The 17,400-nt window shown below is 36.2% G+C and carries 17 protein-coding genes; 15 read left to right on the top strand and 2 right to left on the bottom strand.

Annotated elements, in window-relative coordinates:
- Positions 1 to 66 precede the first annotated feature (66 nt).
- The 5 genes from KHA99_RS04845 to KHA99_RS04825 all read left to right on the top strand — a co-directional run bounded on the left by KHA99_RS04845 (position 67) and on the right by KHA99_RS04825 (position 4,960).
- On the top strand, positions 67 to 1,404 hold the full coding sequence (locus tag KHA99_RS04845; protein WP_213116272.1) for a glucose-6-phosphate isomerase: 1,338 nt from the start codon (positions 67 to 69) through the stop codon (positions 1,402 to 1,404).
- Positions 1,405 to 1,647: 243 nt separating this feature from the next.
- Positions 1,648 to 2,283, top strand: coding sequence for a sporulation-specific diadenylate cyclase CdaS (gene cdaS, locus KHA99_RS04840; RefSeq protein ID WP_213116271.1), 636 nt, complete (start codon positions 1,648 to 1,650; stop codon positions 2,281 to 2,283).
- A 29-nt stretch (positions 2,284 to 2,312) separates the two neighbouring features.
- On the top strand, positions 2,313 to 3,638 hold the full coding sequence (locus KHA99_RS04835) for a glycoside hydrolase family 18 protein (RefSeq protein ID WP_307851980.1): 1,326 nt from the start codon (positions 2,313 to 2,315) through the stop codon (positions 3,636 to 3,638).
- 34 nt (positions 3,639 to 3,672) lie between these two features.
- Entirely contained in the window at positions 3,673 to 3,996 is a 324-nt protein-coding gene (locus tag KHA99_RS04830) for a 2Fe-2S iron-sulfur cluster-binding protein (RefSeq protein WP_213116270.1), read from the top strand.
- 556 nt (positions 3,997 to 4,552) lie between these two features.
- Positions 4,553 to 4,960, top strand: coding sequence for a CBO0543 family protein (locus KHA99_RS04825; protein ID WP_302053479.1), 408 nt, complete (start codon positions 4,553 to 4,555; stop codon positions 4,958 to 4,960).
- 114 nt (positions 4,961 to 5,074) lie between these two features.
- Here the strand turns inward: KHA99_RS04825 and KHA99_RS04820 are convergent, their stop codons facing one another.
- Entirely contained in the window at positions 5,075 to 5,569 is a 495-nt protein-coding gene (locus KHA99_RS04820; protein ID WP_213116268.1) for a hypothetical protein, read from the bottom strand.
- Between the two features lie 286 nt (positions 5,570 to 5,855).
- Here KHA99_RS04820 and spxA point away from each other — a divergent pair, with 286 nt between their 5' ends.
- The 5 genes from spxA (at position 5,856) to KHA99_RS04795 (ending at position 10,201) form a co-directional block, all read left to right on the top strand.
- A complete protein-coding gene (spxA, locus tag KHA99_RS04815) occupies positions 5,856 to 6,284 on the top strand; it encodes a transcriptional regulator SpxA (protein WP_213116267.1) in 429 nt (142 codons plus the stop codon).
- Between the two features lie 95 nt (positions 6,285 to 6,379).
- A complete protein-coding gene (locus KHA99_RS04810; RefSeq protein WP_213116266.1) occupies positions 6,380 to 7,336 on the top strand; it encodes a ring-cleaving dioxygenase in 957 nt (318 codons plus the stop codon).
- Positions 7,337 to 7,395: 59 nt separating this feature from the next.
- Positions 7,396 to 8,061, top strand: a complete 666-nt coding sequence (gene wrbA / locus KHA99_RS04805; RefSeq protein ID WP_213116265.1) for an NAD(P)H:quinone oxidoreductase — start codon at positions 7,396 to 7,398, stop codon at positions 8,059 to 8,061.
- Positions 8,062 to 8,177: 116 nt separating this feature from the next.
- A complete protein-coding gene (locus KHA99_RS04800; RefSeq protein WP_213116264.1) occupies positions 8,178 to 9,452 on the top strand; it encodes a diguanylate cyclase domain-containing protein in 1,275 nt (424 codons plus the stop codon).
- Between the two features lie 116 nt (positions 9,453 to 9,568).
- The gene (locus KHA99_RS04795) at positions 9,569 to 10,201 is read left to right on the top strand and encodes an FMN-dependent NADH-azoreductase (RefSeq protein WP_213116263.1); all 633 of its coding nucleotides are present in this window, start codon (positions 9,569 to 9,571) and stop codon (positions 10,199 to 10,201) included.
- Between the two features lie 157 nt (positions 10,202 to 10,358).
- Here the strand turns inward: KHA99_RS04795 and KHA99_RS04790 are convergent, their stop codons facing one another.
- The gene (locus KHA99_RS04790) at positions 10,359 to 10,670 is read right to left on the bottom strand and encodes a winged helix-turn-helix transcriptional regulator (RefSeq protein WP_213116262.1); all 312 of its coding nucleotides are present in this window, start codon (positions 10,668 to 10,670) and stop codon (positions 10,359 to 10,361) included.
- Between the two features lie 327 nt (positions 10,671 to 10,997).
- Between KHA99_RS04790 and glpX the strand changes: the two genes are divergently transcribed.
- The 5 genes from glpX to qoxC all read left to right on the top strand — a co-directional run bounded on the left by glpX (position 10,998) and on the right by qoxC (position 17,400).
- A complete protein-coding gene (glpX, locus tag KHA99_RS04785) occupies positions 10,998 to 11,948 on the top strand; it encodes a class II fructose-bisphosphatase (RefSeq protein WP_213116261.1) in 951 nt (316 codons plus the stop codon).
- Positions 11,949 to 11,981: 33 nt separating this feature from the next.
- Positions 11,982 to 13,400, top strand: coding sequence for an MFS transporter (locus tag KHA99_RS04780; RefSeq protein WP_213116260.1), 1,419 nt, complete (start codon positions 11,982 to 11,984; stop codon positions 13,398 to 13,400).
- Positions 13,401 to 13,875: 475 nt separating this feature from the next.
- Positions 13,876 to 14,793 carry a cytochrome aa3 quinol oxidase subunit II gene (gene qoxA, locus KHA99_RS04775; protein WP_213116259.1) on the top strand — a complete coding sequence of 306 codons (918 nt, stop codon included), beginning with the start codon at positions 13,876 to 13,878 and terminating at the stop codon, positions 14,791 to 14,793.
- Positions 14,794 to 14,857: 64 nt separating this feature from the next.
- Positions 14,858 to 16,804, top strand: coding sequence for a cytochrome aa3 quinol oxidase subunit I (gene qoxB / locus KHA99_RS04770; RefSeq protein ID WP_213116258.1), 1,947 nt, complete (start codon positions 14,858 to 14,860; stop codon positions 16,802 to 16,804).
- On the top strand, positions 16,804 to 17,400 hold the full coding sequence (gene qoxC, locus KHA99_RS04765; protein WP_213116257.1) for a cytochrome aa3 quinol oxidase subunit III: 597 nt from the start codon (positions 16,804 to 16,806) through the stop codon (positions 17,398 to 17,400). Before qoxB ends, qoxC begins: the two co-directional genes overlap by 1 nt.

Genomic DNA, 17,400 nt, shown 5'->3' with positions numbered 1-17,400 from the left:
AGCCTAAGGGCGTTATTTTTCGACTTAACGCCCTTACATAAATAAACTGAAGAGGAGAACAAACGTATGTCTATTACTTTTGATTATTCTAATACATTATCTTTCATGCAGCAGCATGAGGTAGATTATTTAAGTAATTTTGTAAAAGCTGCCCATGAAATGCTTCATGAGAAAAAAGGACCGGGATCTGACTACCTTGGTTGGGTAGATTTACCGCATAACTACGATAAAGCAGAATTTGCGCGTATCAAAGCGGCAGCTGAAAGAATACGCAGTAATTCAGATGCTTTAATCGTCATCGGAATCGGTGGCTCCTATCTTGGTGCTAGAGCTGCTATTGAAGCGCTATCTCATACGTTTCATAACCAAATGGATGACAAAACAGAAATTTATTTTGCTGGACAAAATATTAGTCCTACATATCTGACCCATTTATTTGATGTGATTAAGGACAAAGATATTTCGGTCAATGTCATCTCAAAATCAGGTACAACTACAGAGCCTGCTATTGCGTTCCGTATTTTCAGGGATTATTTGGAGAAAAAGTACGGGAAAGAAGAAGCGAAAAAACGTATTTATGCGACTACTGATCGAGCTAAAGGTGCCTTAAAAACACTTGCTGATGAAGAAGGATATGAAACCTTTGTCATTCCTGATGATGTCGGCGGCAGATATTCTGTTTTAACCGCAGTAGGATTATTACCAATTGCAACTGCAGGATTAGATATTGATAAAATGATGGCAGGCGCCGCAGCTGCTGCGGATAAATATAATAACCCGAACTTGGCAGAAAATCAAAGTTATCAGTATGCTTCAGTCAGAAATGCTCTTTATCGAAAAGGAAAATCGATAGAACTGCTAGTGAATTTTGAACCATCTCTTCATTATGTTTCAGAATGGTGGAAACAATTATTTGGCGAAAGTGAAGGAAAGGACCAAAAAGGACTTTATCCAGCTTCTGTCGATTTCTCCACTGATCTTCACTCCATGGGACAATATGTTCAAGAAGGACGCCGTGACCTTATTGAAACTGTTATATCCGTAAAAGCACCTAAACTAGATATTACCCTTAAGGAAGAGGCCGCTGATCTGGATGGCTTAAACTATCTTGCTGGTAAAACAATGGACTATGTCAATAAGAATGCTGCACAAGGTACGGTTTTAGCCCATGTTGATGGAGGAGTTCCTAACCTATCCGTAGAGCTGGATCAATTAAATGAGTATACCTTCGGTGAAATGGTTTATTTCTTCGAAAAGGCATGTGGAATAAGCGGTTTGCTAATGGGAGTTAATCCTTTTGACCAGCCAGGAGTTGAAGCATATAAAAAGAATATGTTTGCACTTCTGGGCAAGCCAGGATTTGAAGCGGAAAAAGCAGAATTACTAAAACGCATTTCTAAATAATTGGAACATAAGAAACATCCTTGTCTTAATTGAAGATAAGGGTGTTTTTAATTATTGGTTTGGTTTTAAATTTCCGATTTATATAAACAAAGTAACTAACAAATACTATTTCTAAATTAAAATGGAGATTTTGTTATTTCAAAACAATCTTATTTGTTTTTTTTAATATATGCTTTTGTTTTGGGCATTTTCCACTATACATATGTAAGTCCTGAAGTAAAAACGGATATGGAGTGATTGTAAATGGACAGCAATAATTGTGACTTTTCACCTATGAAACAAAATTTAGAAGATGGCATTCAACAACTGATTCTTATGCTCCAATCCAATTTAGAAATTCTGGGCAACGAAAATTTTTGTGTATTGGGAAGTCTTGAGGATGTTAAAGAACATCTAATGGAAATTGAATCAATGGCTGCTTCTTTTTATTTGAATTGCTATTTATCATCTTTTACAGACACTTATGAACATTTATCCACTGCTGCTCAACACCTATCGAAACACAGGCATGGCGCCTTAATTGTTGTTGAACGTTGTGATTTGGTCGAGCCTATTATTCAAAAAGGTACAACAATAGGAGCAATAGTAACACCTAAATTATTGGAATCGATTTTTTACCCGGGCAATCCACTGCATGATGGGGCTGTTTTAATTCGGGGAAACCACGTTGTATCGGCAGGAAATGTCCTTCCATTAACAACAATTATAATTGAAGAAAAAAAACTTGGAACACGGCATCGAGCAGCTCTTGGTATTTCAGAGCGAAGTGATGCGCTAGCATTGGTTGTATCCGAAGAAACGGGAAAAATTTCATTTGCATTAAAAGGGAAGCTATATCCAATTAACACAACTCAACCCATTAAATTTGAACTTCATTAAAGATCTATTAAATATTAAGGAGGTTCCTTGTGATTAAAAAACTATTTTTTATCTTTATTTTAGTTTTTATGATTTTAATGATTCCCATTTCAACTTATGCCCAAGTAATCCATGAAGTGAAATATGGCGACAGCCTGTCCAAAATTTCGAAACAGTACCAAATTAACAAAGACAATCTGGCTGAGCTAAATGGTTTAGCTAAAAATGCCCAACTAGTCCTAGGTCAAGCATTGTTAATACCCGAGGCGAACTATATAGTTCAACCTGGTGAAAGTGTTTGGGAAATAGCTAATCGTCACGCCATTAGTGAGGAAACATTGATGCGGCAAAATGGTTTAAAAAGTCGTGTGATTTTTCCAAGACAGAAATTGAGTATTCCTCGACCGCCGAAAATGAACATTTGGACAGGTACCTACTTTGTTCCAAAAGATAAGAATTCTAATGCTTGGATGCTGAAAAATTATAAAAGTACTCTTAGTAGTATTTTCGTGTTTGAGTATCGCTCTGACGAACAAGGAAACATCATCGAAACGCCTGAAAACCAGTCACATAAGATTGCGTGGAAAGAGAACCTCCCGCCATTCGCAACTCTTACAAATCTAAGCGAAAAGGGATTTGATCCGAATCTTACTCATAAATTAATAAGCACTCCTTGGTTAAGGCAGAAATTTGTTAAAAATATTTATGCTCTTTTAGATAGTCATGACTATAAAGGAATAGTCATTGACTTTGAACAAGTAAAGACAAAAGATCGGGCGAACCTTAACCAGTTTATTGAGGAATTAGCTGCAAAGCTGCATCCAGCAGGAATGGAAGTTATGATGGCGGTGCCTCCAAAAGAAGGAGATCAAATTCCAGCTTATTCTACAGCCTATGATTACCGAACGCTTGGGAAATACCTAGATAAAATGTTTTTAATGACTTATGATTGGCATTGGCCAGGGGGGCCCTCAGGTCCGATTGCTCCAATAGACAAAGTAAAAGCAACCCTTGATTATGCCGTTTCAGTTGTAGATAAATCAAAGTTGATGCTTGGAATTCCTCAATATGCCTATGACTGGGTTATCGGAACTAATAAGCGATCAGGCTCTGCTTATTCCACCCAACATGCCATTGACTTGTATACTGGTTATCAAAGTCAAGTTCACTATGATGAAAATGCTGCTGCGCCTTGGTTCCGTTATATTGACAAAAAAGGAAATCACCATGAAGTATGGTTTGAGGACCCACGAAGCCTGCTTGTTAAGTTCCGTCTTGTTCGTCAATATGGATTAGCTGGAATGGGCTGCTGGCATCTGGGTCTAACTATGCCCCAAACAGAAAAAATGCTGCTTGAGGAATTTAATGTGCACTAATCATTAATTTGAAAACCGCCAAGGAGGTACAAAAATGCCCAAAATCACTGTTTTGGGACATGGGACTTTTGATGTTGAACGTGGGAAAAAGTTGGTACTAGCATTAGAAGATAACGGTGTAAAAATCCTGCACCAATGTGGTGGGAAGGCAAAATGTACAACCTGCAGAGTAGAAATATTGGGGGGGAAATATTGCGATTTAACAAATGTTGAAAAAAATGCATTTTATGAGAAGGGAATTTTTGATGATCATTTACGTCTGTCCTGTCAAATCCGCGTTGATGGAGATTTAGAGGTACGGCCAATAATGACGGTGGAAAATTCCGGGATGAATGAAGGTCCAAGGCCTGAAGGTTGAAAAATTTAAGTTACAAGCATAGGTAGAGTCAAAATGAGAAGAATTAGAAAAAACCCTTAAATAAGATTCAATTGAGTTAAAAAGAGCTGCTTTATTATGTATAAAGATTTACAAAGATAGTTTAAAAGTGAGTTAAAAAGGCAAATTTAAAAACAGTAAAAAGCTAATCGATACTTCGGTTAGCTTTTACCATTATGAAACTAAGGGATATTGAGTATATTCCTCTTCAATTGAATTTAAAGTTTTGAAAGTTTCTACTACCTGTATGTCACCACTATAAATGCTCCTAAAAACAAGAAATTTTGTGGCGAAATATGCCCTTGTAATCACTAGATGACTGTTAACGTGTTTCTAGATATGTATTCCTTAATTAGGATATCAAATAAGAGTGAAGGAAATAATCTAATAACGAATAATATTTATGGTGTGTTATGGAAAATGTATTAGTATAACTATTACCTATTTGAAAGGAAGAACATATGTGGAAAAAAAGTTGTTAAACTTACTTACATCATTATGCCTCGTTTCTCTTCCCTTTTTATTCAGAGGATCAAAAATGAGAGAAAATCTAGTTATTTTTTTCTCAAAAGGAGTTATTGCAACATTAATTGATGCCTATGTTGTAGGGACAAAGAGAATTGAATACCCTGTTCGTCCTTTTCCTAAAATTTTTAAAACAAACATTATTTATGACATATTATTTTTTCCGATTTTAAGTGTAATCTGGGTTAAAATGTCATATAATGACAACTTTTTGAAAATCCTTTTAAAAAGTTTAATTTTTAGTGTGCCTATGAGTATCGGTCAATGGTACTTTGAAAAGAATTCCCGACTATTTAAATGGAAAAAATGGTCACCGTTTCATACTTTCGGAAGTGTAAGCTTTACTTTGTTTACTATAAGAGGATTGGTTGGATTAATAAAGAAATTGGATAAATTAAAACATCCAAATATAGCCGAATGATAAAGGTTGATTTTATGAAAACCTATGTTTTATCCTTGTGTTTACAGGAACAGAGCCATTACCCTACAGTAATTGCTCTGCTCTTTAAGGATTAAGGATTTTCTTTTTTGTTCTTCAAGCTATATTTTCCCTTAGAACCTTGAAGTGAATTTCTTCATCACTTACATTTAATAATCTTTCCAGTACAGCTAATTTTACCTTTAACTCTTTCATTTCCAATCCAGTAAATACATTTTCCTTTTTTAAGTTATTGATCATGTCTGTTACCATGTGTTTAAAAGATTGCGATTCGACTAATAAATAACGAATTAATTCAATTGCAGCTTCTTTTTCTTGTTTATTTTTGACGGCAAAAATACTTTGGATCTCAGGCTCTATAATGAAAAGAGACTGTAAATCTTCCGAAATTCTGATACTAACGTAACTTTTTTTAGTACCATAATATTCGTCTTCTCTAATCCGAATAAGATCTAGGCCAATCTTAAATTCATAATAGGAAGTACTCTTATCAAGAGAGCGGAAGCCGTTAATTACAATGTTTGATTTTTTATCAATAAAAATTTCTTTTTCAAATCTAGTTTGAATTACTTTGGATTCTAACATATTCATTTTCTTTCCCTCTTTCCAAAAATAGTTTTATATTAAAAGTAACATGTATACTAAAAGTAACCTAACTACATTATAGTAAACTTGGTTAAATAAATCAACAAGGTTGTCTGAGATTTTGTTAGGAAAGCTTCCTTCTATTTAAATTATTATTTATCATCCTTTCCTTAGTTCAATAGTTGTTGACAAGTGGGGAAGATGATATATAATAAAAATATCCTTAATTCAAGATATTTTAATTCAAGAAGTTTAAAATTTTGATTAAAAAGGTAAAGAGGAAGTGTTTAAAATGGTAACTTTATATCTTTCACCAAGTTGTACCTCATGCCGAAAAGCGAGAGCTTGGTTTGAGGATCATCAAATTCCTTTTAAAGAAAGAAATATTTTTTCTGAAAAACTTACAACAGATGAGATTAAGAATATCCTTCAATTTACAGAGGAAGGAACAGATGAAATTATCTCTACAAAGTCAAAAGCTTTCCAGAAGTTGAATGTAAATATGGATTCTTTATCACTTCAAGAATTATATAAAATTATTGAAGAAAATCCTGGATTATTAAGGAGACCATTAATCCTTGATGAAAAAAGATTTCAAGTAGGTTTTAATGAAGAAGAAATACGTAGTTTCCTGCCACGTAATAAGCGTGTATTCCAACTTGATGAAATTGATAGTTTTTTTGAAGAAAAAAAGATAGATGGTAGAAATATTTTTTTATAAATATCTCGAAATCAAGAATATAAATTGCAGAACAATTTAATAAATTTACAATGAATTGACATCATAGTAAAAAAGAAAGTAAATGGAGAGAAAAAATGCAAAGAACTGCAGGTATTCATCATATTTCAGCGATGGTAAACGATGCACAACGAAATATTGATTTTTATGCTGGCGTACTGGGGCTAAGGCTTGTTAAGAAAACAATAAACTTTGATCGACCTGAAGTGTACCATCTATATTTTGGCAATGAATCAGGGCACCCAGGTACTGTCATTACTTTTTTTCCATGGGCTAAACAATTAAAAGGTCGAATTGGTATGGGGCAAGTTGGTGTAACCAGTTATAGCATACCGAAGGGTTCGGTTCCATTTTGGGAGAGTCGATTAGGTAAATTCGGAGTTAAATTTATTTCATCCACTCGATTTGGTGAAAAATATTTAAAATTTAACGATCCAGATGGGCTGCAACTTGAACTGACTGAACGAGATGAAGGACCCATGAATACATGGAACTTTGGAGGAGTTCAAGCAGAACATGCCATTAAAGGTTTTAGTGGTGCTATTCTGATTTCGGCACAGCCTCATAAAACGACGGACGTGCTAGAAAATACTTTAGGATTGGAATGCATTGGCCAGGAGGATGAATTCCTTAGATTTAAATCTGAAGGACATCTAGGGAATACGATTGATATTCAGTTAAATCCTTCAGTCAGAGGGCTGATGGGAGCTGGAACGATTCATCACATAGCATGGAGAGCAAAGGATGAAGAAGAACTTCTCCGGTGGAGATTACTTCTCCAAGACAAAGGATACAATCCAACAGAAATTCGTGATCGAAACTATTTTAAAGCAGTGTATTTTCATGAAGAAGGGGGGGTCCTCTTCGAAATAGCGACAGACCCGCCAGGTTTTGCGGTTGATGAACCAGCAGATGAACTGGGAAGAAAGCTGATGCTTCCATCGTGGTTAGAGTCAAAAAGAGAAGAATTAGAAGAAACCTTACCACCTGTGAATGTTCGTGTTCTGGAGGGAGATAATAAAAAAGGATTCTGATGAGTTAAAAAAATCGGGAATAATAATTAAAAAAAAAGACAAAATAGGTGGTGTGACAAATGGGGTTCTTATCTAAATTATTTGGAAGTACATCAGAAAAGGAGACAGAAAAAATGACAAATGTAAAATTAGCAGTAATTTATTACAGCATGGGTGGAACAAATTATCAACTAGCAAGATGGGCCGAAGATGGTGCAAAAGAAGTTGGTGCAGAAGTAAAGGTATTAAAAGTACCAGAATTAGCTCCACAATCAGCTATCGAAGGAAATCCGGTTTGGAAAGCTACAGTTGAAAAAACAAAGGATGTACCAGAAGTGAAATTAGAAGACCTAGAATGGGCAGATGCGATTATTTTCAGTGTGCCTACTCGATTTGGTAACATGCCATCTCAAATGAAACAATTCCTAGATACAACTGGTGGTCTTTGGTTTAATGGGAAGCTTGTGAATAAAGTTGTGAGTGCAATGTCTTCAGCACAAAACCCTCACGGTGGTCAAGAGGCTACCATTTTATCACTTTATACAACCATGTATCATTGGGGTGCAATTGTTGCTGCTCCTGGTTATACTGACCCTGTTACATTTGGTGCAGGTGGTAACCCATATGGAACAAGTGTTACAGTCGGTCAAGATGGAAAAATGATTGAAGATGTTCAAGCCGCTGTAAAACATCAAGCTAAGCGTACAGTGACAGTTGCAGAATGGGTTAAAAAAGCAAATCAATAAACGGAATAAATAGAATAAATAGAATAAAAAGAGCTAATCAAAGGGTAATGATTGGCTCTTTTTCTAATCTTGTCACACTGTACGGTTTATAGGAATAAAAGAAATGGGGAAATAAAATGACTAGTCTATTATTAGATAATCCGAAAATTGGAGAAGAAGCACTTGAACTAATTTGGGAGAATACTAATGATGCGATTTTTTTAATTGGCCAAGATGGAGAGATCCTATATGCAAATCCGACTTTTACTGACCTACTTGGCTGGACAATTGAGGAAATGAAAGGGCTGATTCCACCCCCAGCCTTGCATACCATGACGAAAGAACAACATGAAGCACTGTTAAATACATTAAGGGAAGGAGAAAATATTAATTATAGTTTTACAAAAAGAATGTGTAAAGATGGGGAAATACTAGATATTTTAGCAACCTACCGACAAATCAACAAGGGTGAGGTTCTTGCTGTAGGAATGTATAAAGACTTTACCGAACAGATGGAAATACAACGGCAGCTGGAGGAAAGTGAAGTCTGTTATCGAAAACTAGTTGAATTTTTACCAGAGGCAATAATTGTTCAAAATAACCATCATATTGTTTTTGCAAATCCAGCTGGAGTAAAGTTTTTAGGACAGGACAGTTTAAAGTACATAATCGGTAGATCAATTTGGGAGTTTATTGATGCTGAAAATAAAGAAAGTATCCAGCACCAGTTAACAGACATGGTGGTAAAAAGTGATGGCGCGAAACCAACTCCAATTATAGAGAGATTGGTAGGATTTGAGAATAAGGATTTTTTTGCAGAAATTACAGCCATCCCGATGGTTTATAATGCAGAATCAGTCATGCAAATTCTCTTTAAAGATATCACGGCTCGAAAATTATACGAGGAAGAGTTGGAGAATTTGGCTTACCACGATTCGCTTACTGGCATAAGAAATAGGCTAAGCTTCAACGAATTAATGGGACGATCGATTCTGTCTGCAAGTGAAAAGGGAGAAAAGTTGGCCTTATTGTACATGGATTTGGACAAATTCAAAGAAGTAAATGATACATTAGGGCATGATGTAGGAGATGAGCTCCTTATCCAATTTGCTAATAGGTTAAAAAATAATGTAAGAGGAAATAGTATCATTGGCCGTATAGGAAGCGATGAATTTTTAATCCTATTAAAAGATATTAAGGATTCACAAAGTGTTAAACAGGTTGCGTTAAGGCTGCAAAAAACGCTTCAGCAGACGTATCAAATTAAGGGGCATTTCATTAATACAACTGCAAGTATAGGTATTTCTATTTTTCCAAAGGATGGAATGAGCAGTGAAATACTTATAAATCATGCTGACCAAGTTTTGTATTTAGCTAAGGAAACGAGAAACCAATTCAAATTTTATAATTAAATTAGGAAATATCTACTAGGGAAATTTCATTGACAACAATACTACATCAATATATTATCAATTCGAGATATTTTAATTTAAAATATTGAAATTAAAGGTAAAAAGGAGAATTATATATGAATATATTAGTTGTTAAAGCAAATAACCGACCAGCTTCGGATGCAGTTTCAAGTAAAATGTATGAAACTTTTATGGGAAACTTAGAGGGTGTAAATGTATCAACTTTCGATGTTTTTGCTGAAGATATGCCTTACATTGGCCAAGATTTATTCAACGCTTTTGGTAAACTAGAATCAGGAGAGGAAATGACGGATCTAGAAAAACGTCTTCTTGCTGCGAAGCAAAAAGCAATGGATGCTCTTACAGCAGCTGACGTAGTTGTTTTCGCATTCCCACTATGGAACCTAACCATTCCAGCACCATTACAAACGTTTATTGATTACGTATACCAGGCAGGTTTTACTTTCAAATACGATGAAAATGGTCAAGCCGTACAATTAATGACACACAAAAAAGCGATCATCTTAAATGCACGCGGCGGCGTTTACTCAACACCTGAAGCAGCACCTATGGAAATGTCTGCAACTTATATTAAAAACGTTGTTGGTGGCGTATTCGGCATGGAAATTGTAGATGAAGTCATTATTGAAGGTCATGCTGCAATGCCTGCTCAAGCAGAAGCAATTATAGCTGAAGGTCTTGAAAAAGTAAAAGAAGCAGCAAAGAAATTATCAGCAGTAGCTGTTTAATCATAATGAAATAAACAATTTAAGATATAAAATAAAGGAGCTTGGATACCAAGTTCCTTTATTTTATATCTATTTAATTCTAAAACAGAAAGAATGTTTATCGTGACAATAAATAAAAACCTCTTCAATAAAATGTATAATTGAAGAGGTTTTTAATTTATAACCATTTATCTGCCCATGCCTCTAAGGCCTTGAGCGATCTTCCTAATTCTGTTCCTTTTTTGGTTAATGAATATTCGGTCCGTACAGGACGGTCTGCAATGACATTTCTTAATACAATGCCATTGTCCTCAAGCTCTTTCATCCGTTCGTTTAATACTCTTTTGCTTAAATCGGGTATAAAGGCATGGATTTCACTAAATCTTTTCGGTTCCTCCATTAGTGTATGGACGATTAAACCCATCCATTTTTTTCCCATAATATGATAGCATTCTTCAACTTTGTTGCACAATTTATTTTCTGTATCCATTTATAAACACCTCCAAATTGTTCCTAGGTTATTTTTAATAACTTTAATTTAATATTATCAGAATCAGTTGTTAAAATAAAGTATTTACTGGATTTAAATTACCAAACACACAAGTTCTGACGTTATTCGTTCACGAATTCGACACAAATAAATTGACAGCTTAATAATAAAAAGTTATTATGGTTACATAAAGTTACCTAGTAATTAATGTGAAGTGTGTTGGTTGAAATGATAGGAAAAGTAGGTATTGTTTTTTTGTATTATATCTTGAATTCGAGATTATTGAATTTGAACAAATATTTTCAGAAAATTTGGAGGCGTTTTGAAATGGATAGAAATTTATCAATGGAACTTGTTCGAGTAACCGAAGCTGCAGCACTTGCTGCCGGACGGTGGTTAGGCAGAGGGAAGAAAGAAGAAGCGGATGCTGCCGCTACACAAGCCATGAGGAATATGTTTAATTCAATTCAGATGAAAGGAACGGTTGTGATAGGGGAGGGTGAAATGGATGAAGCACCTATGCTGTATATTGGAGAACAATTAGGAACATGTGATGGGCCAGAAGTTGATATTGCAGTAGACCCATTAGAGGGAACCAATATTGTTGCTGCAGGTTCTTCGAATGCTCTTGTTATTATTGCAGTTGCAGAGAGAGGTCATTTATTGCATGCTCCAGATATGTATATGGAAAAAATTGCTGTTGGACCTGAAGCAGCAGGGAAAATTGATATTAATGCACCCGTCATTGAAAATTTAAGGGCTGTTGCAAAAGCAAAAAATAAAAACATTGAAGATCTGGTTGTAGCAATATTAGATCGAGAAAGACATGAAAAAATGATTCATGAAATCCGCCAATCGGGAGCTAGAATCAAACTGATGCAAGATGGAGATGTTGCGGCAGCAATAAATACAGCATTTGATAATACAGGTGTTGATATCATGCTTGGTTCTGGAGGTGCGCCGGAAGGGGTAATAGCAGCAGCAGCACTCAAAAGCTTGGGAGGAGATTTTCAAGGAAAGCTAATCCAACAAACTGAAGAAGAAAAAATTCGTTTAAATAAGATGGGCATTTCTGATTTTAATAAAGTTTTGTTGATGGATGACATCGTAAAAGGCGATGATGCCTATTTTGTTGCAACAGGTGTGACCGATGGTGAGCTATTAAGAGGAGTACTATATAAGGAGAATATTGGCACAACTCATTCGGTTGTTATGCGTGCTAAAACAGGGACAATTCGTTTTATTGAAGGACAACACAGTTTGAATCAAAAACGATAATCGTTTTCGGATGAAAAGAATTGAGGGATTAAAATGATTCAAAGTACCAGTCATAAAATGAAAGATTCTAAACCAATCTCCACTAATAGAAAGGTCAAAGAATTTGGATTTAGAGATAAAATTGGCTATATGTTTGGGGATTTTGGGAATGACTTCTCTTTTGTTTTAGTAAGTTCATTTTTAATGGTATATTATACAGATGTTTATGGGATTAGTGCCGCTTTTGTTGGAATACTCTTTTTAGTTGCACGATTATGGGATGCCATTGCTGATATCACCTGGGGAAGGTTCATTGATACAAGAAAACCCGGAAAACATGGTAAATTTAAACCCTGGATTTTTAGAATGTCACTTCCACTTGTTATTTCTGGAATATTAATATTCATACATATTCCAGGAATGTCAAACGGGTTTTATGAAGCCTATGCATTTGTCACATACATCTTATGGGGAACTTTATATAGTACTGTTAATATTCCTTACGGTTCAATGGCTTCAGTGATTACCAATGACTCTGTAGAGCGTACAGCGCTATCAACATACAGAACGATGGGGGCAATGCTGGCAAGTTTAATTATCAATGGAGTTGGACCCATAATCATATTTACAGATAATAAAGCAAGTGCCAATGGATTTTTATCGGCTGCTGTAATATTTGGGATTTTATCTTACGCGTGTTACCTAGCATGTTATAAATTATCTACTGAACGGATTGTGTTGGATGAAAATGAAGTGCCTAAAGGTAAGTTAGGTAATACAATAAAAGGGCTCTTAAAAAATAAACCTTTAATATCAATCCTTGGAGCATCATTAATATTCATGATGAGTACGATGCTGATTGGTACAGTTAATGTGTACTTGTTTAAAGATTATTTTAGTAATACTGCAGCATTAAGTGTTGTAGGGGTTATTCAAACGGTCACAGTATTCATTGCCATTCCAATTGTAAAGCCATTAGTGAGTAAATTTGGCAAAAAGGAAACGGCAACAGTAGGAATGTTGCTTTCTGCTGCTGTATACATTCTTTTATTCTTACTTCCAACTTTAACCGCAACTCAATATATTGCGCTAACAGCAATTGGGATGTTTGGATATGCCTTCTTTAATATTATGATATGGGCTTTTGTCACAGATGTAATCGATTACCATGAATTTTTAACTGGACTAAGAGAAGATGGGACAGTTTATTCTTTCTATTCTTTTGCCCGCAAAGTGGGACAAGCATTGGCTGGTGGAATCGGCGGTTTTGCCATTACAGCCATAGGATATAATGCTGCCAAGGAAGTTCAAACAGAGGGTACACTTAAAGGAATATATACATTGGCTACCATCGTACCTGGTGCCATCTATCTATTGATTTTCTTTATATTAGTCTTTCTATATCCATTAACAAAACAACGCATGAAACAGCTTAGCATTGTTTTAGCAGAACAAAGAAAGGCTAAAAAATAAATGACATACGACTTTAATGACGGCGAAATTATTCGCCGTCATTGTAATTAGATAAATAAAGGATTCCATTTCCTCAACCTTGTCTCCGTCCAATTTCCCATTCGTCATTTTATAACCTGCTACTAAAATTCCCACTAATTGTTCCAGTTGTGAATAAGACCTTCGATTTCATTTCCTTCCTTCTTTATATTCCCTTTTCTAACCGTAACATAAATATGAAGGAAATTTAAGGGTGCTTTTCCATAATCCTTAAACTACCCGCTAACCAATATTAAAAATATATTAAAAAAGCAAATGTATAGACCCTACCTTTACAAAATGTCGAATTCTTTTTGAACATTTAGTGACAAATCTTATGAATGGGTGTCTTTTAATAATGTTTGGTATTAAGATAGTTACTAATGATGTGATGTAAATCACAAACAAAAAATTTTTTTAACATGACATTTTTTAAATAAAAGAAAGGGGTACTAGCATGAAAGTAAAATCGGCATTATTACTGCTTGTTTTAACTATTGCCACAGTGCTAACAGGATGTGAACCTCTTATGGTTCTTGATCCTAAAGGGCCGCAAGCCGAAAGGCAAGCCCACGATATTTTGTTATCTATTGGGATCATGTCGTTCATAGTAATTGTAGTTTTCGCTATTTTGATTTATGTGCTAATTAAATATCGTGCCTCAAAGGCAAGCCCAGATTATGAACCGCCTCACATTGAAGGAAATAAATGGGTTGAGCTGATTTGCGTCGGTATTCCTGTCATTATTGTTACTTACTTTTCAATCGTTTCAGTTCAAAGTAACAATATTGTAGAAGCAAAACCAATAAAATATCAGGATAAAGATCCTTTAGTCATTTATGCATCCTCTTCTGACTGGAAATGGCATTTTAGTTATCCGGAACAAAATATTGAAACGGTGAACTATTTGTATATTCCAACAGACCGGCCGATTGAATTTAAGCTTTATTCCTACGGACCAATCACCAGCTTCTGGATTCCACAACTTGGCGGACAAAAATACGCCATGTCCGATATGGTGACGACACTGCACTTAGCTGCTGATGAACCGGGTGAAATGATGGGCCGTAACGCGAACTTCAGCGGTAAAGGTACTGCTGAAAATACGTTTAATGTCACAGCAATGTCTGAAAAGGATTTCGATAAATGGGTAAAAGACGTAAAGAAAACGGCAAAACCTTTATCAGAGAAAAAATTTGATGAGTTATTAAAACCAGGACACCTTGGACAAATGACATTCACAGGGACTCATTTAAAATTTAGTCCGGCACCAGAACACGATCACAGTCCATCTGCCAAACCAGAGGAAGGTCAAACTGACCACTCAAAAATGGAAATGGATATGGATATGTCAGACCACCAAAATCATGAGTAATTGTTAATGGGTTAATGAAACGAATTATTGAAAAAATTAATCTCTCGAAAGGAGTTAATAAAGGATGGAGTTCTTTGAACGTTTTGCCATACCAAATCCAAGTCTTGCAATCTATGCATCTATGGTAGCGATTGGCCTAACAGTGGTTGCCATTATTGCAGGCTTAACCTATTTCAAAAAATGGGGATATTTATGGCGCGAATGGTTAACAACAGTTGACCATAAACGGATTGGTATTATGTATTTACTCTCTGCCTTAATTATGTTATTCCGCGGCGGCGTGGATGCGATTATGCTGCGTGCCCAGCTGGCTGTACCTGATAATAAACTGCTTGATCCTCAGCATTACAATGAAGTTTTCTCAACACACGGGGTTATCATGGTCATGTTTATGGCAATGCCATTCATCTTTGCTTTCATGAACTATGTTGTTCCATTACAAATTGGCGCCCGTGATGTGGCCTTCCCAAGATTGAACGCATTGAGCTTCTGGTTGTTCTTCTTTGGTGCGATGCTGTTTAATATCTCTTTTGTTATCGGCGGATCTCCTGATGCAGGATGGACTTCTTATTTCCCGCTCGCAGGTAATGATTTCAGTCAACATGTCGGAACGAACTATTATATGATTGCGATTCAAATATCCGGTATTGGGTCACTAATGACCGGTATTAACATGATTACAACGATCATGAAAATGAGAGCACCTGGCATGACCTTAATGAAAATGCCGATGTTTACATGGTCTGTTTTAGTAACAAATCTTATCATCGTAACGGTTTTCCCTGTCATTACAGTTGCGCTTGCGATGGGAACCATGGACAGATTGTTCGGAACTCATTTCTTTGCAACGACAAATGGCGGTATGGATATGCTCTGGGCCAACCTATTCTGGGTTTGGGGACATCCTGAAGTTTATATCCTTATATTACCTGCATTTGGTATTTACAGTGAGATTATCTCAACCTTTGCAGGCCGTAACCTTTATGGCTATAAATCAATGGTTGCATCCATGGTTATTATCTCAGCACTATCCTGTATGGTTTGGGCGCACCATTTCTTTACGATGGGGCAGGGGGCAGTTGCAAACAGCTTCTTCTCCATTACAACAATGATGATTGCCGTTCCAACAGGTGTTAAGATTTTCAACTGGTTATTTACGTTATGGAAGGGGAAAATTCGATTTACCGTTCCAATGTTATACTCTCTAGGGTTTATTCCGCTATTTGTAATCGGCGGGATGACAGGGGTCATGCTAGCGATGTCAGCTGCTGACTATCAGTACCATAACACAATGTTCTTAGTAGCTCACTTCCATAACACAATTATCCCGGGTGTAGTATTTGCTATGCTTGCTGGTCTAACCTATTATTGGCCAAAAATGTTTGGCTTTATGTTAAATGAAAGAATTGGGAAATGGTCATTCTGGACGCTTACGATCGGATTCTGCTTAGCGTTCTTCCCAATGTATATTACTGGTTTAGATGGTCAGGCACGCCGTATGTACACTTATTCAGAAGCAACAGGTTATGGACCATTAAATATGGTTTCATTCGTTGGTGCAGGTGTTATGGCCATCAGCTTTGCCTTAATTGTCTATAATGTTTATTACAGTGTTCGTTATTCACCAAGAAACATTGGTGCGGATCCATGGGATGCACGTTCGCTTGAATGGGCAACACATACTCCAGTACCGGAATACAACTTTGCCGTCGAGCCACAGGTTGCTTCTAGTGAAGGATTCTGGGATGCTAAGAAAAAAGGTCATGCGCTGTTTCCGGGTAAAGTGGAAAAAATTCATATGCCAAATAACAGCGGAGTTCCATTTATTATGGGCGCGATCTTCTTTGTGTTAGGATTTTCACTGGTCTTCTCCTTATGGATTCCGGCAATTCTTTCACTAATTGGTATTTTGGCATGTATGGCTCTTCGCTCATTCGAACAGGACCATGGCCGTTATATTTCTGTTAAAGAAATAGAAGAAACTGAAACAAAACTGCGAGGTGCTAAATAATGAAAGTCGATCACTCGCTGCCATTAGAATATGGTACAAAACAAAATGGACTGAATATTTTTGGCTTTTGGGTTTTCCTTGCAGCTGAAATTATGCTGTTTGCTACACTGTTTACCTCTTACTTTACGTTAGAGCATAGAACCGGAAGCGGTCCAAGTGGTACAGAGATTTTTGAAATAGCTCCGGTTATAATAGAAACACTTTTGTTATTAACAAGTAGTTTTACCATCGGACTTGGCGTTCACGCAATGCGTCTAGGACGCAAAAAAGCAATGATGACTTTCTTTGTGATTACACTTCTTCTTGGTCTAGGGTTCTTAGGCTTTGAAATTGATGAGTTCATCACTTATATCCATGATGGTGCAACATTGCAGACCAGCGCGTTTACAGCCATGCTGATGACTACATTAGGAACTCACGGACTGCACGTTACCTTCGGATTATTCTGGGGAACAGCTATCCTTTTGCAAGTGAAAAAACGCGGCTTAACGCCTGAAACTGCGAATAAATCCTTTATCTTTTCACTTTACTGGCATTTCTTGGATGTTGTCTGGATCTTCATCTTCAGCTTCATCTATTTGAAAGGAATGATGTAA

Origin of the sequence: Neobacillus rhizophilus (genome assembly GCF_018343535.1) — a bacterium.
Taxonomy (GTDB): Bacteria; Bacillota; Bacilli; order Bacillales; family Cytobacillaceae; genus Neobacillus; species Neobacillus rhizophilus.
Note: the sequence above shows the minus strand (reverse complement) of the source record. Positions and strands in the feature narration are given on the sequence as shown.